Source organism: Micromonospora sp. NPDC051296 (genome assembly GCF_040682255.1).
Lineage (GTDB): Bacteria > Actinomycetota > Actinomycetes > Mycobacteriales > Micromonosporaceae > Micromonospora > Micromonospora craterilacus.
The window spans coordinates 1-23,360 of record NZ_JBFBAO010000070.1; the positions used below are offsets into that span (position 1 = coordinate 1).

General features: G+C 71.0%; 15 protein-coding genes. 6 read left to right on the forward strand and 9 right to left on the reverse strand.

The features are described from left to right. Positions 1-181 precede the first annotated feature (181 nt). Together AB0M52_RS10720 and AB0M52_RS10725 are read right to left on the reverse strand one after the other, a co-directional pair. Complete coding sequence (locus tag AB0M52_RS10720; RefSeq protein ID WP_363951713.1) at positions 182-457, reverse strand: hypothetical protein; 276 nt, start codon at positions 455-457, stop codon at positions 182-184. Positions 458-577: 120 nt separating this feature from the next. Continuing rightward, a complete protein-coding gene (locus AB0M52_RS10725) occupies positions 578-2,356 on the reverse strand; it encodes a glycoside hydrolase family 6 protein (protein WP_363951716.1) in 1,779 nt (592 codons plus the stop codon). A 740-nt stretch (positions 2,357-3,096) separates the two neighbouring features. Here AB0M52_RS10725 and AB0M52_RS10730 point away from each other — a divergent pair. After that, positions 3,097-4,248: a hypothetical protein gene (locus AB0M52_RS10730; RefSeq protein ID WP_363951718.1), complete on the forward strand. Its 1,152-nt coding sequence runs from the start codon at positions 3,097-3,099 to the stop codon at positions 4,246-4,248. Next, on the forward strand, positions 4,232-4,981 hold the full coding sequence (locus tag AB0M52_RS10735) for a class F sortase (RefSeq protein WP_363951720.1): 750 nt from the start codon (positions 4,232-4,234) through the stop codon (positions 4,979-4,981). Before AB0M52_RS10730 ends, AB0M52_RS10735 begins: the two co-directional genes overlap by 17 nt. A 159-nt stretch (positions 4,982-5,140) precedes the next feature. Here AB0M52_RS10735 and AB0M52_RS10740 read toward each other — a convergent pair whose 3' ends face one another. Further along, positions 5,141-10,198: an NAD-glutamate dehydrogenase gene (locus AB0M52_RS10740; protein WP_363951722.1), complete on the reverse strand. Its 5,058-nt coding sequence runs from the start codon at positions 10,196-10,198 to the stop codon at positions 5,141-5,143. A 288-nt stretch (positions 10,199-10,486) separates the two neighbouring features. Here AB0M52_RS10740 and AB0M52_RS10745 point away from each other — a divergent pair, with 288 nt between their 5' ends. Then, positions 10,487-12,439 carry a penicillin-binding transpeptidase domain-containing protein gene (locus AB0M52_RS10745; protein WP_363951724.1) on the forward strand — a complete coding sequence of 651 codons (1,953 nt, stop codon included), beginning with the start codon at positions 10,487-10,489 and terminating at the stop codon, positions 12,437-12,439. A gap of 57 nt (positions 12,440-12,496) precedes the next feature. On the opposite strand, the gene AB0M52_RS10750 is transcribed toward AB0M52_RS10745, so the two are convergent. From AB0M52_RS10750 to AB0M52_RS10775, 6 genes are all read right to left on the reverse strand, one after another. Next, positions 12,497-13,804: an arginase family protein gene (locus AB0M52_RS10750; protein ID WP_363951727.1), complete on the reverse strand. Its 1,308-nt coding sequence runs from the start codon at positions 13,802-13,804 to the stop codon at positions 12,497-12,499. Positions 13,805-13,925: 121 nt separating this feature from the next. Next, positions 13,926-14,834: a tetratricopeptide repeat protein gene (locus AB0M52_RS10755; protein ID WP_363951730.1), complete on the reverse strand. Its 909-nt coding sequence runs from the start codon at positions 14,832-14,834 to the stop codon at positions 13,926-13,928. Between the two features lie 123 nt (positions 14,835-14,957). After that, a complete protein-coding gene (locus AB0M52_RS10760) occupies positions 14,958-16,646 on the reverse strand; it encodes a methylmalonyl-CoA mutase family protein (RefSeq protein WP_363951733.1) in 1,689 nt (562 codons plus the stop codon). A gap of 107 nt (positions 16,647-16,753) precedes the next feature. Beyond that, positions 16,754-17,158 (reverse strand): Asp23/Gls24 family envelope stress response protein, encoded by a 405-nt coding sequence (locus tag AB0M52_RS10765; protein ID WP_363951736.1) that lies wholly within the window; start codon positions 17,156-17,158, stop codon positions 16,754-16,756. Between the two features lie 88 nt (positions 17,159-17,246). Then, positions 17,247-18,251: a methylmalonyl Co-A mutase-associated GTPase MeaB gene (meaB, locus tag AB0M52_RS10770; RefSeq protein WP_363951739.1), complete on the reverse strand. Its 1,005-nt coding sequence runs from the start codon at positions 18,249-18,251 to the stop codon at positions 17,247-17,249. Further along, positions 18,248-19,447 carry an acetyl-CoA C-acetyltransferase gene (locus AB0M52_RS10775; protein WP_363951742.1) on the reverse strand — a complete coding sequence of 400 codons (1,200 nt, stop codon included), beginning with the start codon at positions 19,445-19,447 and terminating at the stop codon, positions 18,248-18,250. Before AB0M52_RS10775 ends, meaB begins: the two co-directional genes overlap by 4 nt. 61 nt (positions 19,448-19,508) lie before the next feature. Between AB0M52_RS10775 and mce the strand changes: the two genes are divergently transcribed. From mce to AB0M52_RS10790, 3 genes are all read left to right on the forward strand, one after another. Then, positions 19,509-19,973 carry a methylmalonyl-CoA epimerase gene (mce, locus tag AB0M52_RS10780; RefSeq protein ID WP_363951745.1) on the forward strand — a complete coding sequence of 155 codons (465 nt, stop codon included), beginning with the start codon at positions 19,509-19,511 and terminating at the stop codon, positions 19,971-19,973. A 338-nt stretch (positions 19,974-20,311) separates the two neighbouring features. After that, positions 20,312-21,667 carry a crotonyl-CoA carboxylase/reductase gene (gene ccrA / locus AB0M52_RS10785; protein WP_363951748.1) on the forward strand — a complete coding sequence of 452 codons (1,356 nt, stop codon included), beginning with the start codon at positions 20,312-20,314 and terminating at the stop codon, positions 21,665-21,667. Between the two features lie 290 nt (positions 21,668-21,957). Next, the gene (locus AB0M52_RS10790) at positions 21,958-23,220 is read left to right on the forward strand and encodes a cell division protein DivIVA (protein ID WP_363951751.1); all 1,263 of its coding nucleotides are present in this window, start codon (positions 21,958-21,960) and stop codon (positions 23,218-23,220) included. The last annotated feature ends 140 nt before the right edge of the window (positions 23,221-23,360 follow it).

A 23,360-nucleotide genomic window follows, 5' to 3' on the forward strand; every position in this document is an offset into this window, starting at 1 on the left:
AGGGCCCGGACGTCCGCACTATGCCGCCGTGCGGGCACCGCACGAAGGAGGCTCGGTCGCCCCGTGAGCAGCGGCGGCGGGCTGGCGGCAGGAGGCGACGGGCCGCTGTGGTGGCCGTATTGAGTGTGCTGCGCCGTGTCTATCGGCCCGGGCATGGCCGTGCGGCGCGCTGAACTGCGCGTCAGTCCGCTTGCTTCGCACCGTATCCGTGGCGCATCCGGAACTTCATCGGATCGGTTCCGGTCGTCGTCACGTGTGCGATCAGCACAGACCTCAGCGATTCGGGAATATCGGCGTGCTGCGAACCGATCCACTCAAGGGACGTGAACAGCTCTGCGGCACCATCGAGCTGGCGTGGAGTCATCGATGCCGACGCCAACGCGTTGAAGATCGATTCGGTTGGCTCGGTCAGTAGCATGCGCTCGGGCGCCAGCTCGTACCACGGCGTGCCACCCATCGCGGTCGTGTGGCGAGGCGGGAAGCCAGCCCACGCCAGCAGGGTGCGGTCGGACCAGGGGCCCGGGGAACCTGCCGCCACAGCGCCTCACCTACTGCCGGCGGCGGGTGTGCCTGACTGTCAGGACAGCGGCGGGTAGGCGTTGCGCATCAGCTCGGTGAACTGCGCCGGGAACCAGGCGCCCGAGATCGGGGCGTTCGGCAGGGCACCGCTCAAGCTGTTGCCGTTGCGGGCGTTACCGGTGTAGGTCGGGTCGCACATCCGGTCGAAACCCTTGCCGTCGTTGTTCGGGATCTCGCGGCTGGAGCCGTCCGACTCACCCGGGGGCTTGATCCAGACGTACGCGTCGATGCCCGGCTCCGGGTTCGCCCTCGGCCGCTCGCCCAGACCGGCACCCGACTGGTTGCACCAGTTGCCAGCGTGGATGCGCCGGTCGACGCGGCCACCGTCCACGTAGGTGTCCACGCTGGTCTGCGGACCCGGGCCGGTGGGCCGGGCGGTACCGCCCCAACCGTTACGGGAGGTGTCGATCAGCATGCCGATGTTGCTGTCGAAACCCCGGCGGACGAGTTCCTGGCGGAACGCCTGGGCGAAGCCGAGCTCGTCGACGTAGCGGTTCCAGTCGATCCACTTGGACTGCCGGACGTCCTGCCCGTTCACCCGGTCGTTGACGGTGAAGTAGGGCTCCTTCAGCGCCGAGTAGTTGGCGGTGTTGACGATGAAGCCGTGCACGTTGGCCGGGCTGCCGCCGGAGGAACCGGCGGCCTCGCGCAGGACGGCGGCAGTCGGGCCGAAGTTGTCGTCCCAACCGATCCAGCCGTGGTGGCCGGCGTCGATGTAGTTGTAGACGTTCGGGATGGCACCCAGCTTGCCGATGGCGTACCCGACGCCCTGGACGTAGGCGCCGTTGGCCTTGACGGTGTCGCACATGGCGGTGGCACCGGCCCGACCGGACACGTTGGTCACGATGTTCGGCAGCGAGTCGATCTCGATGATGTTGATGATCCGCAGGTTGCGGTATTTTGCGTCACCCTGGATCGCCGCGATCGGGTCGATGTACTGCGTCCGGTATCTCGGCAGCTCGGTCGGGCCCAGTTCGCCGTTGGAGGCGAGCGCCGCGCAGTCGCGACCGGGCAGGTTGTAGATGACGAACTGGATGTACTGGGCGCCCTGCCGCAGCGCCTCGTCCAGGTGGTCACGAACGCCCATCGGGCCGTTGGACTGGCTGTCCGGGGTGCCGTTGATCGCCGCGATCCGGTCGATCCACACGCCGGTCGGGTTGTTCGACACCCGGCTGCCACCGCTGACCGACTCGGCCCTGGCCTTCCACTCGGGATTCACGTACCCACGGGCGTTCAGGTAGGGGTTGTCCACCCGTCCGCCCGGAGGCGGCGTGGTCGGCGGAGGAGTCGTGGGCGGAGGCGTGGTCGGCGGAGGCGTGGTCGGCGGAGGCGTGGTGGGCGGAGGCGTGCCACCGTTGCAGGTCACCCCGTTGATGGTGAACGAGGTGGGCCGCGGGTTGCTGCCGCTCCAGCTGCCGTTGAACCCGATGCTCGTGCTCGCCCCGGTGGCGAGGGTGCCGTTGTAGGACTCGTTCTGCGCGGTGACGTTGCGGCCCGACTGGGTGTACCGGGCCGACCAGCCCTGCACGACGCGCTGGTTGGCGTCGGGGAAGGTGAAGCCGAGGGTCCACCCGTTGAGCGGGTCGCCGATGTTCCTGATGGTGATGTTGGCGGTGAAGCCGCCCGGCCAATCGTTGGTCGTGTACGCAACGTCGCACTGGGTAGCCGCGTGCGCCGCGGTGACCGGAATCGTCACCAAACCGCCCGCGACCAGCGCGCTCGCGCCGGCCAGCGCGATAGCCCGGCGTCGACCGGACAGCCTTCTCCACACATTCATGCCACTGATCTCCTTGGGCGAGACCGGATCCGCGTACGGCCCGGCACGTGGCCCGAGGGGCGTCCTACGCGGACGACCGCCGGTGCCAACGGGATTCTTCGGGAGCGCCCGACCCGGACGGGCGTTGGTGGTGGTGCCACGACCGGCGTCACCGGTCGGCGGCGGGTGGTCGTCCGGTGAACCGGCTGCCCTCGACACCTGCCTACGCGGTGTGGCTCCCCGAACCGCGTGCAGCGATTCTTGCATGGGAGCGCTTCCATGGCAATGGTTCGATATTTTCGAAACCCTACCGGGCGGACCCCCACGCCGACGCCCGCACCACCCCCACTCTCGCCGCCCCCACCCGCACCCGCACCCACCACCCCACCTCACCCCACCCGCCTCGCCCGACGCCGCTCTTTCGGTGGGCAAAATGCGCGTTTTACTACTTTGCCGCCAACCCGGGCTGAAGATCGGCGGGAATGGGACGCCGTGCCCACCCGGCGGGGGTGGGGCGATTCGGGCCGGCGGGGCAGTCGGGGCATCGGCACTCGGATGTCGACGGGGGCGGCAGGCCGGGCTGACCACCCCACCCCCACGCAAGGCGGCACACCCCGGCCAACTAGCACCGCACAACCCGACAAATGGAACTAATGCCAGAACACGAATTTTTCCCTGCAAAAGTCGCGAAACGGTCTAACGTCGGTTCTGGCTCGGTTGTTACCGGCCGCAGGACAACCAGGGATGGAGTGACACAGGTCATGGCTAAGAAGATGCTGGGGAAGGTCGTTGCGGGTGCTGCGCTCGGCGGCGCCTCCCTGCTGGTGTTCGCGCCCGGGGTCGCGTTCGCCGACGGCCACCCCCACCGCGACGACGAGGGCAAGGTCTTCGCCAAGCCGCACGCCGCCAAGCCCGGCGAGGAGATCAAGCTGGTGCAGATCTGCGAAGAACCGCAGGAGCACCCCTTCGTCTGGTCCAAGGTCACCGGCAAGGTCAAGCTCGAACCGGCCCACAAGGACCGCGACCACGACAAGGACCGGGACCACAAGGACCGCGACAAGGACCGCGACCACGACAAGGACCGGGACCGCGACAAGGACCGGGACCGCGACCACAAGGACTGGGACAACTGGGGCAAGGACCAGGACCACAAGGACCGCGACAAGGACCGCGACCACGACAAGGACCGCGACAAGGACCGTGACCACGACAAGGACCGGGACCACAAGGACCGCGACAAGGACCGCGACCACAAGGACTGGGACAGCGGCAACGACTGGGAAAGCGGCAACGACTGGAAGGACGAGAAGGACCAGAAGGACGAGAAGGACCGGGACCACGACAAGGACCGCAAGGACTGGACCGAGGGCGAGGAGCGCGAGGACTGGACCGGCGGCGACGACTGGTCGGCCGAGTCCGCGACCCAGCCCGGTGCCGAGGCGGGCGAGGGCGGCGGCGCCGCGGACCGCGACGAGGACCGCGACCGGAAGGACCGCGAGCACGACGAGCGCGGCGAGAAGGGCCGCGAGCACGACGAGCGCGGCGAGAAGGGCCGCGAGCACGACGAGCGCGGCGAGAAGGGCCGCGAGCACGACGAGCGCGGCAAGGACGAGCACGGCAAGGACGAGCACGGCAAGGACGACGACCGCTGGGAGCACAAGAAGGACTTCGTCTTCTTCGGCGAGGCCCGGGTCGCCAGGGACGCCAAGCCCGGCACGTACAAGCTGGAAGGCTCCTGCGGCGAGGGCGAGCTGGTCGTCCTGCCGCACGGCGGGGTCGACGGTGGTGACGGCGGCATCGCCAGCGGCGCCAACGGCGGCATGGCTACCGCTGGGGCGAGCCTGGTCGGCGCGGCCGCCCTCGGTGGCCTCGTGCTGATGCGCCGGCGCCGGACCGATGAATTCACGGTCTGACGCGACGGCGAGACGGGCCGGCGGCCGCCACGGTTATCCGTGGCGCGCCGTCGGCGCCGCCGGCCGCCACGGACACCCGTGGCGGGCCATCGGCGCCGCCGTCGTCGTCCTGCTCGCCATGGTGGGCTCCGGGCTGATCGGCGCCTCGCTGAACTCCCCCGAACCCGTCCGCCCACCCCAGCCTCTGGCGCAAGCCGGAGCGGGGGCGACCACCTCGGCCACGCCGTTCGAGGACGCCGACCTCGACGGCGAGGACTCGCCACCGGCGGCCGGGCTGCCCCGTTCCGCCCCCACCACGATCAGCATCCCCCGGATCGGCGTCAACGCGGAGATCATGAGGCTCGGCACCAACCCCGACGGGACCGTACAGGTGCCCCCACTGGACCAGGCCTGGCTCGCCGGCTGGTACCAACCGGGCCCGAGCCCGGGCGAGGTTGGCAATTCGGTCATCGTCGGGCACGTCGACTCGGCTGCGATCGGCCCCGCCGTCTTCTTTTCCCTCGGCGCCCTGCAACCCGGCGACACCATCACGGTCAACCGCGAAGACGGGCGTCCGGTCAACTTCCGGGTGGACTCGGTGGCCTCCCACCCGAAGGACGCCTTCCCCACCGAGCAGGTCTACGGCCCCAACGACCGACCCGGCCTGCGCGTGGTCACCTGCGGTGGCCAGTTCAACGTCGCAACCGGCAGCTACCCCGACAACGTGATCGTCTTCGCCTCCCTGGTCGAATGACCCACGAGGACCGGTGTTGGCCCGGCGGTTCCGCCGCCGGGCCAACGCTGTCGATCATGGAGTTGTGGTGCCCCGCAAAGGCCGCACATCCACCCCTCCCGCCCACCACAACTCCATGATCGGCGAAGCGGGTGGGTGGGTGGGTGGGTGGGTGGGTGGTCAGGTGGCGGCTGAGGTGCGGACCAGGGTGCGGATCTGGCGGAGGAGAACCGAGAGGGCCGCCAGGTCGGCGCGGGACTCGTCGAACTCGCCCATCGCCCGCTCGGCGCGGTGGATCGAGGTGGCGTTCGACTGCTCCCACTGCTGCACCCGCTCCTGCGGCGGAAGATCGCCCGACGTGGAGTCGAGCACCTCGGCGGTGAGAGCGGCGAGGGCGGCGTACAGGTCGTAGCGCAGCGCCATCCTGGCCAGGGTCTGCCACCGGTCCTCGCGAGGCAGCAGCGAGATCTTCGACAGCAGCGAGTCCACCCGGAACCGGTCGGAGAGCACGAAGTAGACCGAGGCCACCTCGCTCACGTCCCGCTCGGTGCCGGCGGCGGTCTCCACCACGTCGAGCAGGCCGAAGCTGTACATCAGCCGGGTGCTCTGCTCGGCCAACTCGCGGGGCAGGCCACGCCCGGTCATCGAGTCGATGTGCGCCGCGATCGCCTCCCGCTCGCTGCCGTAGAACAGCGTCTCCAGCTGCGGCAGCAGCCGGGCCACCCCGTCACGCAGCCGAATGATCTCCGCCCGGACGTCGATCGGCGAGCGCCGGTTGGTCACCAGCCAGCGCACCGCCCGGTCGAGCAGCCGCCGGGTGTCCAGGTAGACACTGGTCTGCAGCTCCGGGTCGATCCGGTTGTCCAGCGCCTCGACCGCGTCCCAGAGCTGGCGCAGCCCGAACACCTCACGGACCACCACGTACGCCCGGATCACGTCCGCCGCCGTGGCGGCGGTCTCCTCGATCACGCGGAAGACGAACGAGATGCCGCCCCGGTTGATCGCCTCGTTGACCAGCACCGTCGTCACGATGTCGCGGCGCAGCCGGTGCCGGCCCATCCGGTCGGCGAACCGCTCCCGCATCGGGGTCGGGAAGTAGTTGACCAGCACCTCGCTGGTCCACTGCTCGTCGGCCAGCCCCTCGGCCAGGATCTCCTTCTCCAGCGCGATCTTCACGTACGCCAGCAGCACCGCGAACTCCGGCGCGGTCAGCCCGGACTCGGTGCGCACTGCCAGTTCCTCGTCCGGCGGCAGCGCCTCCAGCGCCCGGTCCAGCGTTCCGGAGCGCTCCAGCTCGGTGATCATGCGTCGGTGCACCGGGAGCAGCGAGGCGGCCTGGGCCTGCGAGTTGTTGATCGCCCGCGCCTGGTCGTAGTTGTCCCGCAGCACCAGCTCGGCGACCTCGTCGGTCATCCGCGCCAGCAGTTCGTCCCGCTCGGGAACGGTCAGCTCGTTGTCGGCGACCGCGGTGTTCAGCAGAATCTTGATGTTCACCTCGTGGTCGGAGCAGTCCACCCCGGCCGCGTTGTCGATGAAGTCGGTGTAGATCCGCCCGCCCGCCTGGGCGTACTCGATCCGGCCGAGCTGGGTCCAGCCCAGGTTGCCGCCCTCGCCGGCGACCCGGCAGCGCAGATCCTTGCCGTTGACCCGGATCGCGTCGGTGGACTTGTCGCCCACCTCGGCGTTGGTCTGGCTGGACGCCTTGACGTAGGTGCCGATGCCACCGTTCCAGAACAGGTCGACCGGTGCGGTGAGGATGGCCTTCATCAGCTCCTGCGGGCTTATCTGCTCGACGTCGTCGCCTAGCCCGAGCACCGCGCGGACCTGCGGCGACACCGGCACCGACTTCGCCGTACGCGGGTAGATCCCGCCGCCAGCGGAGATCAGCTCGGCGTTGTAGTCCTCCCAGGTCGACCGGGACAGCTCGAACAACCGCTTCCGCTCGATGAACGAGGTGGCCGCGTCCGGGTCCGGGTCCAGGAAGATGTGCCGGTGGTCGAAGGCGGCCACCAGCCGGATGTGCTCCGACAGCAGCATGCCGTTGCCGAACACGTCACCGGACATGTCACCGACCCCGACCACGGTGAAGTCCTGGCTCTGGGTGTCGTGCCCCAGCTCGCGGAAGTGCCGCTTGACCGACTCCCAGGCGCCCCGGGCGGTGATGCCCATCTTCTTGTGGTCGTAGCCCGCCGAGCCGCCGGAGGCGAAGGCATCGCCCATCCAGAAGTTGTGCGCGATCGAGATCTCGTTGGCAATGTCGGAGAAGGTCGCCGTGCCCTTGTCCGCCGCGACCACCATGTACGGATCGTCGCCGTCGTGGCGGACCACGTCCTCGGGCGGCACGATCTCACCGGCCGCGATGTTGTCGGTGACGTCCAGCAACGCGGAGATGAACTCCTTGTAGCAGACCACCGCCTCGTCCCGGTCGCCCGGGCGCTGCTTGAGCACGAAGCCGCCCTTGGCGCCCACCGGCACGATCACGGCGTTCTTCACCATCTGCGCCTTGACCAGGCCGAGCACCTCGGTGCGGAAGTCCTCCCGCCGGTCCGACCAGCGCAGGCCGCCCCGGGCCACCGGCCCGAACCGCAGGTGCACACCCTCGAACCGGGGCGAGTACACGAAGATCTCGAACTTCGGCCGCGGTGCGGGCAGTTCCGGGATGGCCTGCGGGTCCAGCTTGAACGCCACGTACGGCTTGGGTCGCCCGCCGACCGGCTTCTGGTAGAAGCTGGTCCGCAGGGTGGCCTGGATCAGGGTCAGGTACGACCGCAGGATCCGATCCTGGTCGAGGCTGGCCACGTCGTCGAGGGCGGCCCGGATCTCGGCCACCAGCTCGGCACTGCGCTGCTCGCGCTGCTCGGCGGTGAGCGTGCCCGGCTCGAACCGCGCCTCGAACAGCTGCACCAGCAGCGTGGCGATGCGCGGGTACGCGATGAAGGTCGACTCCATGTAGTCCTGCGAGAACACGGTGCCGGTCTGGCGCAGGTACTTCGCGTACGCCCGCAGCACCACCACCTGGCGCCAGGTCAGCCCGGCGCGCAGCACCAGCTCGTTGAAGCCGTCCACCTCGGCCTCGCCCCGCCAGGCCGCCGCGAAGGCGTTCTCCACGTGCGGGCGCACCTCGGCCAGTTCCTGGTGCCCCTCGGGCAGTTGCAGCCCGAAGTCGTACAGCCAGATCCGCCCGTCGACGCGCTCCACCTCGTACGGGTGCTCGTCGACCACCCGTACGCCGAGCGAGTGCAGCACCGGCAGCACCGCCGACAGCATCATCGGCTCGCCGTACCGATAGACCTTGAACCGGACGTCCATCGACTCGTCGAGGTCCGCTCCCCGGCTGCCGGCGCGCGGTATCAGCTGCTTGCGGAACAGGTGCATCTCCAGCTGGCCGGGCTCCTCCAGCAGCTCCAGCTTCGCCAGGTCCTTCATCGCCTCGTACGGCGTGTGCCCGTCCTTGTAGCCCTCCGGGAACGCGTCGGCGTACCGGCCGAACAGGTGCTTGGCCTGCTCGTCGCCGAGCTTGCGCTCGAGCACCAGCCGGTAGTCGTCGTCCCACAGCCGAGTGGCGTCGGCCAACTCCTCGGCGAGCAGATCGGCGTCGATGTCACCGGGCGGGCTGGTCGGGTCGGTGCGGACGATGAAGTGCACCCGGGCCAGCATCGACTCGGTGACCCGGGTGGTGTAGTCCACCCCGACGCCGTTCAGCTCACGCAGCAGGATGTCCTGCATGCGCAGCCGGTTCTGCGTGGTGAACCGGTCCCGGGGCAGGTAGATCAGGCAGGAGATGAACCGGCCGTACGCGTCCCGGCGCAGGAACACCCGCAGCTGCCGCCGACCGGCCATCCGCAGTACGCCGATCACCGCGTGGTAGAGGTCGTCGGTCTTGATCTGGAACAGCTCGTCGCGCGGGTAGGTCTCCAGGATCTGGAGCAGGTCCTTGCCGGAGTGGCTGCGCAGGCTCAGCCCGGAGCGGTCCAGCACCTCGGCGACCTTGCGCCGGACCACCGGCAGCTCCTGCACGCTGGTGCGGTACGCGGCGGTGGAGAACAGGCCCAGGAACCGCCGCTCGCCCACCACCTCACCGTTCTCGTCGAAGATCTTGAAACCGATGTAGTCCAGGTACGCCGAGCGGTGCACGGTGGCCCGCGAGTTCGCCTTCGTAATGATCAACAGACGCTTCTCGGTGACCTTCTCGTGCGCCTCCGGCGTCATCGACGACAGCGCCCGGGCCTCCGGCGAATCCTGCCGCAGGATGCCCAGCCCGGTGCCGAGCACCGCCTCCAGCGCCGCCCCGCCCTGGACCGAGTCCGACACCAGCTGGTACTCCCGGTAGCCCAGGAAGGTGAAGTGGTCGTGGGCGAGCCAACGCAGCAACTCCACCGAGTCGGTGATGTCCTTCTCCGGCACCGGCGGCCGGCTGTCACTGGTCCGCGCGGCGGCCAACTCGTCGGCGAGCGTCAGGGCCCGCTGACGCATCTTCGGCCAGTCCTCGACGGCCTCCCGCACATCGGTGAGCACCCGCTGCAACTCGCGGCGCAGCTTGTCCCGCTCCTCCGGGTCGCGGACCGGGTCGATCTCGATCCGCATCCAGCTCTCGACCAGGTCCCCGGAGATCGCGTCGTCCGGCTCGACGTCGGCGGCCACCTCGACCAGCCGCCCCAGCGGCTCCCGGCGCACCACGACCAGCGGGTGGACCAGCAGGTGCACGTCCAGGTGGTGGGTGTTGAGCAGGGCGGTCACCGAGTCGACCAGGAACGGCATGTCGTCGGTGACGATCTCGACGACGCTGTGGTGCTGTTCCGCGTCGGGCGAGTGGATCCGCAGCTTCAGCTCACCCGGCACCCGCTGCTGGGCCAGCTCCCGGTGGGCGCGGGCGGCGTCGAGCATCTCCTCGGCGGTGAACCCGATCAGCTCCTCGTCCGGCGCGAACCGCCAGAACCGGCCCACCAGGGTCGCCGCGTCGTGGTCGTCACCGGCCAGCGCGACCGCCTGTGCCACCAGCCGCTCGGCGTTCGGCACCGGCTCGTCGAGTTCGGCGTCCTCCACGTCGTCCGCCAGCGCCTCCGGCGGCAGACCCAGGTCGTAGAGGGTGTCGATGCTCGAACCGGTCATCCCGGTCACTCCTGTGTCGAGCCGGCCGAAGCCGTCCCCATCGGTCGCCGAATCGAAGCTGTCATCGTCCCGGCTGGTGTCAGCCTGCCGGAGGTCGGGTCCCGGTTTGATCGCCGGACGCCGGTCCATCGGTGCCACTCCCCTCGACCCACAACGCTGTGGGTCACTCTGCCGCCAAGCCTAGGCCGACCGACTGGTCCCTTCGTCGGCGGACCACCGGCCGGACTTCCGGATCGGGAGATCGTCCTTTCACCCGTTGCGGTACGAGGTTCGGCCGGATCAGGAGTACCCCACCTGATGTTGTTCATCACATGGTCACGGGACCGTCTTTGCTCCCGACCGGACCCGGGAGGGGCAGTGCGGGGTGCACCGGCGTACTAGCGTGCAGGGCAGCCTGACCAGGAGGAAGACACCCCCATGCACCGCGCGCACCGAAATCGTCACATAAGGTCACGACTCGCCGCCGGCGTCGCCTGCCTGATCGCCTCGACCGCCCTGGTCGCCTGCTCCGGAGAGGACGGGCCGCAGCACAGCGTGGACGCCTTCCTGGCCGGCTGGCACTCCGGCAACCTGCAGGCGGTCGGCTTCGTCGACCCGACCGGCGCGAGGATCGCGGCCGCCACGGTCGCGCAGGAGATCAAGGATCTCTCCGGCGAGTTGGCCGGCACGCCGCCCAAGTTGAGCCGGCAGGGCGACCCCGAGGTGGTCCGGGACACCGCGACGGCCGCCATCCGGGTCGAGTGGGCGCTGCCGGGTGAGACGAGCTGGGCGTACGACCAGCAGATCCGGCTCAGCCAGGGCCGGGACGACCAGTGGCAGGTGATCTGGGAGCCGCAGGTGGTGCACGATCGGCTCACCCGCGGTGACCGGCTCGGACTGCGGCGGGAGACCGCACAGCGGGCCGGGGTGCTCGACGGCGCCGGCAAGCCGCTCGTGACGCCGCGCCCGGTGGTCCGGGTCGGGCTGCAACCCAGCGAGGTGACCGATGTCCCGGCCGTGATCCGCGAGTTGGACGCCGCGTTCCGGGCGATCCGGCCGGCGATCACGCCGCCGGTCGACCTGTCCAATCTGGCCAAGCGGTTGGACGAGGCGAAGCCGGACGCGTTCGTCGAGGTGGTCACCCTGCGCGACGAGGCGTACCGGCAGATCAAGCCACGCATCTACGACCTGCCGGGGACGAAGTTCCCCACCGACAAGCTGCATCTCGCCCCCACCCGCGAGTTCGCCCGGGCGGTACTCGGCACGGTCGACCCCGCTCAGGCCGACGACCTGCAGAAGTTCCCCGACCGCTACTTTCCCGGCGACCTGGTCGGCCACGGCGGGTTGCAGGGCCGGTGGGACGAGCGGCTGCGCGGCGTACCGGGGCTCGCCGTGATCATCAAGCGGGCGGGCCCCGACGGGACGCTTGAGCCCACCGGCACGGAGGTGTTCCGGCGCGAAGCGCAGCCCGGGGAGCCGGTGAAGACCACCCTCGACGTGGCCACCCAGAACGCGGCCGACCAGGCGCTGCGCGGCGAACGCCGGCGGGCCGCCCTGGTGGCGGTACGCGTCAGCGACGGCGCGGTGCTCGCCGCCGCGAACGGTCCCGGTGCCAGCGGGGAGAACCTGGCCTTCACCGCGCAGGTGCCGCCGGGCTCCACGTTCAAGATGGTCAGCGCGCTCGGGCTGCTGGAACGGGGCGCGGTGACCCCGGACGGCACGGTCGACTGCCCGAAGACCTTCGTCGTGGACGGTCGCTCGTTCAAGAACTCCAACGACTTCGAACTCGGCGAGGTGCCGTTCCGCACCAACTTCGCCAAGTCCTGCAACACCGCCTTCGCGGCCCTCGCGCCGCAGCTCGGCGCCGACGGGCTCGCCGCCACCGGCCGGACCGTCGGCCTCGAGGGCAAGTGGGAGGTCGGCCTCGACGCGTTCACCGGGAAGGTCTCCGCCGACGGCGGCGCCACCGAGCAGGCCGCCGCCGCGATCGGGCAGGGTACGACCGTGGTCAGCCCGCTGGCCATGGCCGCGGCGACCGCGGCGGTGGCCAAGGGCAGCTTCACCGCACCGCAGCTGATCGTGGATTCTGCCCCGGAGCAGGCGGCCGAGCCGGCTCCGGAGCTGAAGCCCGAGGCGGTCGCGGCGGTCCAGGCGATGATGCGCGAGGTGGTCACCAGCGGTACCGGCACCGCGCTGAAGGATGTCCCGGGCCAGCCGGTGCACGGCAAGACCGGCACCGCCGAGTACGACGACAACCCGAAGAACACCCACGCCTGGTTCGTCGGCTGGCAGGGCGACGTGGCCTTCGCGGTGTTCGTCGAGAAGGGCGGCTCGGGCAGCGGCACCGCCGTGCCGATCGCGGAGCGCTTCCTACGCGCCCTGGCCCGCTGACCCGCCACCGGATCTCGGGGCGGATCACCTACCCGCCCCGAGATCAGGCGGGCGCGGTCAGGCGATGAGGCCGCCGGGGGCCGGCGAGGGGTGGGGGGCGTCCTCGTCCGACGGGCGGGCGTCGAGCGGTTCCATCGACTCGCCGGCCACCGGCTCCACAGTGTCGGCTGGCCGGCCGTCGGGGTCGGCTGCGGCCGGGCGGCGAAGCGAACCCGGGCCGGCCGAGAAGCTGGCGTCACGAGGATCCGACCCGACGACGGCGTCCTCCGGCCCTCCGACCGACTGGCCGAGAGCCGGCGCGGCGTGGTCGGCCGGCTCCGCACGCAACCGGGGCGGCACCGAAGGAGCTGGGGCGGCCCGGTCGGCCGGCTCCGGACGCAGCTGGCGTGGCACCGGTTCGGGGGCGAGCGGGCCGGGCTGCGTGGGACGTAGCCGGGGCGGCACCGACCTCGGGGCGGTGACCGGGCGCAGGCCGGCCACCACGGTGTTGACGATCTCGGCGGCGTACGCGCCGTCGGGGTCGTAGTCGGGGTCGAAGACGGTCAGCTCGACGCCGAGGCAGTGCGGGGTGTCGACCAGCCCGGCGAGCAGGATCTCCAACTCGGCGAAGGCGATGCCGCCGGGGTCGGGAGCGTCGACCGCCGGCAGTACGGCCGGATCGAGCACGTCCACGTCGATGTGCACCCAGTAGCCGGCGCAGTCGGCGAGCTGCTCGTGCGCCCACTGCGCGGTACGCGCCGCGCCCTCGGCGCGCAGCGCCGGCACCGGTCTGGTGATGATCCCGGCTGCCTGGAGGTCGAGCCGGTACTCGTCCTGCGCGCGGATGCCGAGCACCACCACGTCGATGTCCCGGAAGTAGGGGCGCCGCCCCTCGATGGCCGCCAGGTCGGCCTGACCTCGACCGGTCACCAGGGCGAGGTCCTCACCCGCCGCCGCGCCCACGTAGGAGGCGTTGCCGGGGTGCCGGAAGTCGGAGTGGCCGTCGACGAAGACCAGGCCGATCCGGCCGCCCACCGCCTCGCCGAGCCGGTGCATGGCCAGCGCCGAGCCGAGCAGGATCGAGCAGTCACCGCCGAGCACGACCGGGAACTCGCCCCGGTCGATGATCGCGCCGATCCGGTCGGCCAGCCCCACCGAGTAGTCGGCGATCTCCCGCGCGTGGCACACGCCGTCGCCCGGCCGCCAGTCACCGGCGTCGTAGCGGGGTGGGGTCAGGCAGCCGGCGTCGCGGGCCCGTAGCCGGGGCAGCAACCCCTGGTCGCGCAGCGCACCGGGCGCCTTCGCACAGCCCGGGACGGAGGTGGGCGTGGGTGGGCGCAGGCCGAGGTTGCTCGGCGCGTCGAGGACGGCGATCCGGCGCATCATGGGCCGCTGTCGTTCGCGACTGCGGGGCTCGCAAGCTCACTCCTCGCGCTCACCTAGGCTCCCGTCCTCCGGTGTCGGGCGGGCCGGCGGCACGCCGGCCCGCGCTGGCGTGGCAGGTGGCTCAGAACAGGGCGCTGGCCAGGGCCCGACGGGCCGAGGCGACCGCCGGATCTTCCGGCCCGGCGATGGTGAACAGGCCGACGAGGTGCTGGCGTACCTTCTCGCGGTCGTCGCCGGCGGTGCGGCGGACCAGCCCCACCAGCCGCTGGTACGCCTGCTCGGCCAAGCCGCTGAGCACCTCGATGTCGGCGGCCAGCAGCTGGGCGTCGACGTCGTCGGGGTCGGCCGCCGCGGCGAGGGCCGCCTGCGGGTCGGCCCCGGCCACCCGGCGGGCGAGCCCGACCTGGGCCAGCCCGGCCTCCGCCGCGGCGTCGGTCGGGGTCTCGGCCAGGATCTTCCGGTACGCCTGCTCGGCGACGTCCAGGTCGCCGCTCATCAGGGCGTCGTCCGCCTCGTCGAGGCGGGGGTCCTCCGGCTCGGGCGCGGCCACCCCGCCGGCCTTGAGTACCGCCTGGATCCACTGCCGCAGCTGCGGCTCCGGCACCACCCCGGAGAAGGCGTCGACCGGCTGCCCACCGACCACCGCGTAGACCATCGGGATGCCCTGCACCCGGAACATCTGCGCCAGCCGGGGGTTGGCGTCCACGTCGACCTTGGCGAGCACCCAGGCACCGCCGCCCTCCACCGCCAGCCGCTCCAGCACCGGCGAGAGCTGCTTGCAGGGCTGGCACCACTCGGCCCAGAAGTCCACCACCACAGGTGTGGTCAGGGAGCGCTCCAGGACCTCGGACTGGAAGGTCGCCTCGGTCACGTCGACGACGGTCACGCCGCCGACGGCACCGCCGGGCGCACCGGCGGGGGGACCTGCCTGGACCGGTGCCGGGGTGGGACTGGGAGTGGGGGTGCGCAGCGCGCTGAGGTCGACCGCGCCGCGGGTGAAGATCGACGAGGTGATCCGTGGGTCGCTCATGGTTACCTAGTCTCGCACGCGATTTGCCGAACTCAGATCAACCGCGGCCCTGACAGTTGCCACTGTCACCCATGCCCATTCGCCCCGGCCGGGCGGCCGACTGACCGCCCGCCGGGGCGAATGTCAGAACCGTGCGGGCTCGCGGTAAACGCCCCATTCGCCGCGCAGCGCGTCGCAGATCTCGCCGAGGGTGGCTTCGGCCCGGACGGCGTCGAGCATCGCGGGGATCATGTTCTCCCCGGTGCGGCTCACCTCGACCATCGCCGCCACGGCGGCACGCACCTTCGCGTCGTCCCGGCCGCTCTTGCGCTCGGCGAGCACCCGGCGCTGCTCCAGCTCCACCTCGTGCGAGATGCGCAGGATCTCCAGTTCCTTGGCGACCGTGCCGGTGTGGCAGTTGACCCCGACGATCTTCTTGTCACCCTTCTCCAGCGCCTGCTGGTACACGAAGGCCGACTCGGCGATCTGGCCGGTGAACCAGCCGTCCTCGATGCCGCGCAGGATGCCGGAGGTCATCGGGCCGATGGCGTGCGGGCCCTCGCCGCCCAGTGCCCGGATCCGGGCGAAGATCTCCTCGGCCTCGGCCTCGATCCGGTCGGTGAGCGCCTCGACGTACCACGAGCCACCGAGCGGGTCGGCCACGTTGACCACCCCGGTCTCCTCCATCAGCACCTGCTGGGTACGCAGGGCGATCTCGGCGGACTCGTCGGTCGGCAGCGCGAGGGTCTCGTCCAGGGCGTTGGTGTGCAGCGAGTTGGTGCCGCCGAGCACCGCGGCGAGCGCCTCGACGGCGGTGCGTACCACGTTGTTGACCGGCTGTTGCGCGGTCAGCGACACCCCGGCGGTCTGCGTGTGGAACCGTAGCCACAGCGCCTTCTCACTGGTCGCGCCGTAGACGTCGCGCAGCCAGCGGGCCCAGATCCGCCGGGCGGCGCGGAACTTGGCGATCTCCTCGAAGAAGTCGACGTGCGAGTCGAAGAAGAAGCTCAGCCCGGGAGCGAAGACGTTCACGTCCAGCCCGCGGGACAGCCCCAACTCGACGTAGCCGAAGCCGTCGGCGAGGGTGTACGCCAGCTCCTGCGCGGCGGTCGAGCCGGCCTCGCGGATGTGGTAGCCGGAGACCGACAGCGGCTTGTAGCGCGGGATCTCCCGGGCGCAGTACTCCATCAGGTCGCCGATCAGGCGCAGGTGCGGCTCAGGGTCGAACAGCCACTCCTTCTGCGCGATGTACTCCTTGAAGATGTCCGTCTGCAGGGTGCCGTCCAGCGTCGACAGGTCGGCGCCCTGGCGCTCGGCGGCGACCAGGTACATGCAGAACACCGGCACGGCCGGGCCGGAGATGGTCATGCTCGTGGTGACCCCGGCCAGGTCGATGCCGTCGAAGAGCACCTCCATGTCGGCGGCGCTGTCCACCGCCACCCCGCAGTGGCCCACTTCGCCGAGCGACTGCGGGTCATCGGAGTCCCGGCCCATCAGGGTGGGCATGTCGAAGGCGACCGAGAGGCCACCACCACCGGCGCCCAGGATCATCTTGTAGCGCTCGTTGGTCTGCCGGGCGTTGCCGAACCCGGCGAACTGCCGGATGGTCCAGGTCCGCCCGCGGTAGCCGGTGGGGTAGAGCCCCCGGGTGTACGGGAACTCGCCCGGCCAGCCGATCCGCTCGAAGCCCGGATGGCCAGCGCCCTCCGGGGGACCGTAGACCGGCTCGACGGGCATCCCGGAGAGCGTGGTGAAGTCGGCGTCCCGCTTGCGCGCTGCGTCGTACCGGGCCTGCCAGCGGGCCCGTCCGGCGGCGATCTCGTCGGCGTTCATCCCCGGGGCTCCTCCTCGAGTCCTCGACTGCACATCGAGTGTAGAGCCCTCACCTGAACGATCGATAAGGCAGTTCGTACCAGCCGGTAACCTGAGCTGCCCTGATCTCAGGCGGTGGGCCCCTCGATGGCCACGTCGTCCACCCGGATGTTGATCTCGTCGACCCGCAACCCGTACGCCTCGATCGCCTGGGTCACCCCGGCCCGCACCGCCGCGGTCACCTCGGGCACCGGGTGCCCGGCGTCGGTCACGATCACCAGGTTGACCACCGCCGCCCCGTTGGTGACGTGGGCCGAGCAGCCCCGCCGGGCGTCGCCCACCTGGTCCAGCCCGACCCGGTCCAGCACGGCGTTGAAGAACCGGGCGAGATCGCCACCCAGCTCCACCACGCCGGGCACCGCCTTCGCCGCGGCCACCGCGATCTTCTCCACCACCTCGTCAGAGATGTCGGTACGACCACCCGCCACCGCGTCCGGCGTCATCGGCAACTCCTGCGTCATCTCGTGGTCCATGCTTCTCCCAGCGGCCATCGCACCGCCCCACGCGCGTTGCGGGACGGTGCGAGCGTACTCGTTTGGGACGGTCCGCAGTGGACGTCGGTCAGCCGGCGAGCTGGGCGAGCAACGCGTCCGCGGCGGCGTACGGGTCGGTCGTGCCGGCGGCCACCTCGGCGGCGAGCGCCGGCAGGTGCGTACCGTCGCGCAGCGAGCCGATCCGGGCGCGGAGCGCGCCGAGCGCGATGGCCTCGATCTCGGCGGCGGCCCGCGCCTCGCGACGGCGGCGCAGCTCGTCGTGCTCGACCAGCCAGCCCCGGTGCTTGTCGATCGCCGCGGCGATGTCGTCGATCCCCTCGGACCGGACGGCCACCGCCCGCACCACCTGCGGCCGCCACTGGCCCGGACCGCGCTCGCCAAGGGCGATCATGCCCTGGATGTCCCGGACGGTCGCGTCGGCGCCGTCCCGGTCGGCCTTGTTGACCACGAAGATGTCGGCGATCTCCAGGATGCCGGCCTTCACCGCCTGGATCGCGTCGCCCATGCCCGGGGCGAGCAGCACGAGCGTGGTGTCGGCCAGCGAGGCCACCTCGACCTCGGCCTGCCCGACGCCGACGGTCTCCACCAGCACCACGTCGCAGCCGGCGCCCTCCAGCACCCGCACCGCCTGCGGCGTGGCCGCCGACAGCCCGCCGAGGTGCCCCCGACTGGACATCGAGCGGATGTAGACACCCGGATCGGTGGCGTGGTCCTGCATCCGCACCCGGTCACCGAGGATCGCGCCGCCGGTGAACGGGCTGGACGGGTCGATGGCCAGCACGCCCACCCGGTGGCCCCGGGCCCGCAGGGCGCGTACCAGTTCGTTGGTGGTGGTCGACTTGCCCACCCCGGGGGAACCGGTCAGGCCGACCACCTGGGCCTGACCGGCGAAGGGCGCGAGCGCCGCGGCGATGCTCGGCACCGTCTCGTCGCCCGACTCGACCAGGGTGATCAACCGGGCCACCGCGCGTGGGTCACCCTCGCGGGCCCGCTCGACCAGCATGGGTACGTCCCGGCTACGGCGCACCGACCCGGTGACCGCCGCCGGGACGTTCCCGTTCGACTCGCTCACTGAGTGGTTTCAGCGGCGTCGGGAACGTGGATGATCAGCGCGTCGCCCTGGCCGCCGCCACCGCAGAGCGCCGCCGCCCCGGTGCCGCCGCCGCGCCGCTTGAGCTCCAGCGCGAGGGTGAGCACCAGCCGGGCACCGGACATGCCGATCGGGTGGCCCAGCGCGATCGCGCCGCCGTTGACGTTGATCTTGTCCGGACTGACCCCGAGGTCACGGGTGGACTGGATGCCGACCTGGGCGAACGCCTCGTTGATCTCGATCAGGTCGAGGTCGGAGACGCTCAGCCCGCCCTTGCGCAGGGCGTGCTGGATGGCGTTGGACGGCTGCGAGTGCAGGGAGTTGTCCGGGCCCGCCACGTTGCCGTGCGCCCCGATTTCGGCCAGCCAGGTCAGGCCCAGCTCCTTGGCCTTCGCCTTGCTCATCACGACCACCGCGGCGGCGCCGTCGGAGATCGGCGAGGAGCTGCCGGCGGTGATGGTGCCGTCCTTGGTGAACGCCGGGCGGAGCTTGGCCAGGGACTCGGCGGTGGTGTCCGGCCGGATGCCCTCGTCCTCGCTGATCACCAGCGGGTCACCCTTGCGCTGCGGGATGACCACCGGGGTGATCTCCTCGGCGAAGTGGCCGTTCTTCTGCGCGGCGGCGGCCCGCTGGTGGCTGGCCGCGGCGAAGGCGTCCTGCTCCTGACGGGTGATGCCGTGGGTGGTGCCGTGCCGCTCGGTGGACTCGCCCATCGAGCAGCAGTCCCAGGCGTCGGTCAGCCCGTCGAGCGCCATGTGGTCCTTGATCACCACGTCGCCGTACTTGTAGCCACCGCGCTGGCCGAGCATCAGGTGCGGGGCGTTGGTCATCGACTCCATGCCGCCGGCCACCACGACGTCGAACTCGCCGGCCCGGATCAGCTGGTCGGCCAGCGCGATCGCGTCCAGGCCGGAGAGGCAGACCTTGTTGATCGTCAGGGCGGGTACGGACATCGGGATGCCCGCCGCCACGGCCGCCTGACGGGCCGGGATCTGCCCGGCACCGGCCTGGAGCACCTGCCCCATGATCACGTACTGCACCTGGTCGGGGGCGACCCCGGCGCGCTCCAGCGCCGCGGAGATGGCGATGCCGCCGAGCTTCGTCGCCGGTAGATCCTTGAGGTTGCCCAGCAGACGCCCCATCGGGGTCCGTGCGCCACTGACGATCACCGAAGCCATAACCGCCTCCGAGGGGATGCCGACCTGTACGCCTTAACAATCGTTCGGTCAGACTAGCGTCATGCCTGAGAACTCCCCCGTCGAGCCCGCTGCCGACTATGTCACAGACATCGGTTTGCGCCGTATCGACCATGTCGGGGTGGCGGTAGCCGACCTCGACGCCGCGATCGACTTCTATGAGCGAACGTTCGGGATGCGCTGCGTGCACACCGAGATCAACGTCGAGCAGGGTGTCCGCGAGGCGATGCTGGCGGTCGGGCCGACCACCGAGGGCGGCTGTGTGCAACTGCTCGCCCCGCTGACCCCGGAGTCGACCATCGCGAAGTTCCTCGACCGGAACGGCCCGGGCGTGCAGCAGGTGGCGTACACCGTGACTGACGTCGATGCGGCCTGCGCGGCGCTGCGCGAGCGCGGTCTCCGGCTGCTCTACGAGACGCCGAAGCGCGGCACCGCCGGCTCCCGGATCAACTTCGTCCACCCCAAGGACGCCGGCGGCGTACTGATCGAGCTCGTCGAACCCGCCTGAGGTGCAAGGAGGGGTCCCTTCTTAACGCCTGATGCATAGCAGGGGGCCCCTTCTAACACGTCATACCGGGGGCGGAGCAGCCCGAGCAGCCGGCGGACGCCCCCGGGAAGCACGGCGGTGAGCGGTTGGATGGCCCGACGAACAGGTCCGCGCATTGACCAATGCAGTTTTTCACACAGGACTTCCGGCCAAAGCTACCGTTCAGTAGCGTCCGCCTCCACAGGAGTGCGACCGGTGCCGGATGTGTCGGGGACCGACATGGTGGAGGGGCGCACCGGCGCCGACGATGGCAGCACCAGGCCCGCGCGCCGGGTGCTCGGCGAGAACCGGAGGTCACCGTGCAGGACATCCTCGAAGCCATCATGGCGGCGGAAGGGTCGGCCGACCCGGGACGGGAACTGGCCGGTGTCGCCGGGCTGCCGGTACCGGAGAGCTACCGGGGCGTCGTGGTCCGGGCCGAGGAGGCCCGGATGTTCGACGGCATGACCACCCGGGACAAGGACCCGCGCAAGGCGCTGCACCTGCAGGAGGTGCCGACCCCCGAGCTGGGCCCGGGGGAGGCACTGGTCGCCGTGATGGCCAGCGCGATCAACTACAACACCGTGTGGACCAGCATCTTCGAGCCGCTGCCCACCTTCAAGTTCCTCCAGCGCTACGGCCGTACCTCCGAGCTGGCCCGCCGGCACGACCTGCCGTACCACGTGGTGGGGTCGGACGCGGCCGGCGTGGTGCTGCGGGTCGGCGCCGGGGTGAGCCGGTGGCGCCCGGGCGACGAGGTGGTGGCGCACTGCCTGTCGGTCGAACTGGAGGACGCGGCCGGGCACGACGACACGATGCTCGACCCGCAGCAGCGGATCTGGGGCTTCGAGACCAACTTCGGCGGCCTGGCCGAGCTGGCCGTGGTCAAGGCCAACCAGCTGATGCCGAAGCCCCGGCACCTGAGCTGGGAGGAGGCGGCCAGCCCGGGGCTGGTCAACTCGACCGCGTACCGGCAGCTGGTGTCGCACCACGGCGCCAACATGAAGCAGGGCGACGTGGTGCTGATCTGGGGCGCGTCGGGCGGCCTGGGCGGCTACGCCACCCAGATGGCGCTGAACGGCGGCGCGGTCCCGGTCTGCGTGGTCTCCTCCCCGGAGAAGGCGGAGCTGTGCCGGCGGATGGGCGCCGAGCTGGTCATCGACCGCTCCGCCGAGGGCTTCCGGTTCTGGTCCGACGAGCAGACCCAGGACCCGGACGAGTGGCGGCGCTTCGGCGAGCGGATCCGGGAACTCACCGACGGCGAGGACCCGGACATCGTCTTCGAGCACCCGGGCCGGGAGACCTTCGGCGCCAGCGTCTACGTGACCAAGCGCGGCGGCACCATCGTCACCTGCGCCTCCACCAGTGGCTTCCTGCACCAGTACGACAACCGCTACCTCTGGATGCACCTCAAGCGCATCGTCGGCAGCCACTTCGCCAACTACCGGGAGGCGTGGGAGGCCAACCGGCTGGTGGCGCTCGGCCGGATCCACCCGACGGTTTCCCGGACCTACCCGCTGGAGCAGACCGGCCAGGCCGCGTACGAGGTGCACCGCAACGCCCATCAGGGCAAGGTCGGCGTACGCTGCCTGGCTCCCACCGACGGGCTCGGCGTACGCGATCCCGAGTTGCGCGGCCGGCACATCGACGCGATCAACCGGTTCCGCGGGCACTGACCTGACGGACGAGCCGCCGATGGCCATTCGGTGAACGCCGATTGGCTTTCCACACACCCGGCCCGGCACCCATTCGTGTGATCGGGCCGGGGTGGAAACAAAGGACCCGCCGGTACGCCCCGGCGGCCCTATTCCACCGTACGCAGAGGGCCGTCGGCTCGCCCCGGAGCTGGCATGATCGCCTCTCGTCCTTGGCGGTCCGGCGGCCCGTCGAGTTGACCATGTAATGAGGACGGCAAAGGGCGGCACGCTCTTGCGAAGCACCCCGGGGGGTCTGCCAGTATGTCCCAATGCCCCAGCAGCAGTCCTCCCCTCTCGCGTTCTTCGATAACGCGAACTCGCAGCCCGATTTCACCGTTGGCCTGCGCGGATACAACACCGGTCAGGTCGACGACTTCATCGGCCGGCTCAACGGCGCGCTGAGCCAGGCCAACAAGGACCGCGCCGACGCCGAGCAGGCGCTGAACGACGCCCAGCGCCGGCTCCGCCAGTCCGAGCAGCGGCTCACCGCCTTGGAGCAGAAGCTCACCGACGCCAGCAAGCAGCTGGAGGAGAACAGCCGCCCCACGCTGTCCGGCCTCGGCACCCGGGTGGAGCAGATTCTTCGGCTCGCCGAGGAGCAGGCCAACGACCACCGCAACGAGGCCAAGCGCGAGTCGGAGGGGATCCTTTCCGCCGCCCGCCTGGAGGCCCGGGAGATCACCGACAAGGCTCGCGCCGAGGCGGCCGCGATGAAGGCCACCGCCGAGCGGGAGGCGGGCAACGTGCGCACCGCCGCCGAGCGGGAGGCGGCCGAGGTCCGTGTCCAGGCCCGCCGCGAGGCCGACACGCTGCGCGCCGACGCCGAGCGGGAGACCAAGCAGCTGCGTACGGTGACCGCCCACGAGGTCGCCGAGCTGAAGTCGACCGTGGAGCGGGAGGTGGCCACCCTGCGGGCCACCGCCGAGCGGGAGATCACCCAGCAGCGGGCCAAGGCCGCCCGCGAGGCCGAGGAGAAGCGCGCGGAGGCGACCAAGCTGCTCACCGACGCCCGCGACAAGCGGGACAAGGACCTTCAGGCCCTTGAGCTGCAGCTCGCGGAGCGGCGGGAGAAGGCCGAGCGCGAGGAGTCGGAGCGGCACGCCGCCCAGGTGGCGCAGACCCAGAAGCTGGTCAGCGAGGCCGAGCAGCGGGCCCGGGCCGCGCAGGAGCGGGCCAAGGAGATCGAGCAGCGCGCCGAGGCCCGCCGGGTCGAGTCGGAGCGCAGCGCCACCGAGACGATCGAGAAGGCCAAGGCGCTGTCGGAGCGGACGCTCAGCGAGGCGCGCGCCGAGTCGCAGCGTCTGCTCAGCGAGGCCCGCACGGAGGCCGAGCTGACCACGCAGGCCGCCCGGCGCGAGGTCGAGGACCTCACCCGGCAGAAGGACGCCGTCACCTCCCAGCTCGGGCAGATGCTCTCCGGCCTGGCCGGCATCGTGCCGGGCGTCCCCAACAACGCCGCCGGGTCGGACAAGGCCGCGACCAAGAAGGCGGACGGGGCCGACGACAAGGTGGCCGCAGAAACGGCCAGCTGACCAGGTCCACCGGGGCATGATCCACGGCGCGGGGTGACACCGGGTAACGGTGCCACGTCGGTGACGCGGATGCCGCGGAACTCCTTCGACGCGGAGAACACCCAGATCGCCGGGAAGGTCTGCGCGCCCCAGAAATGGCC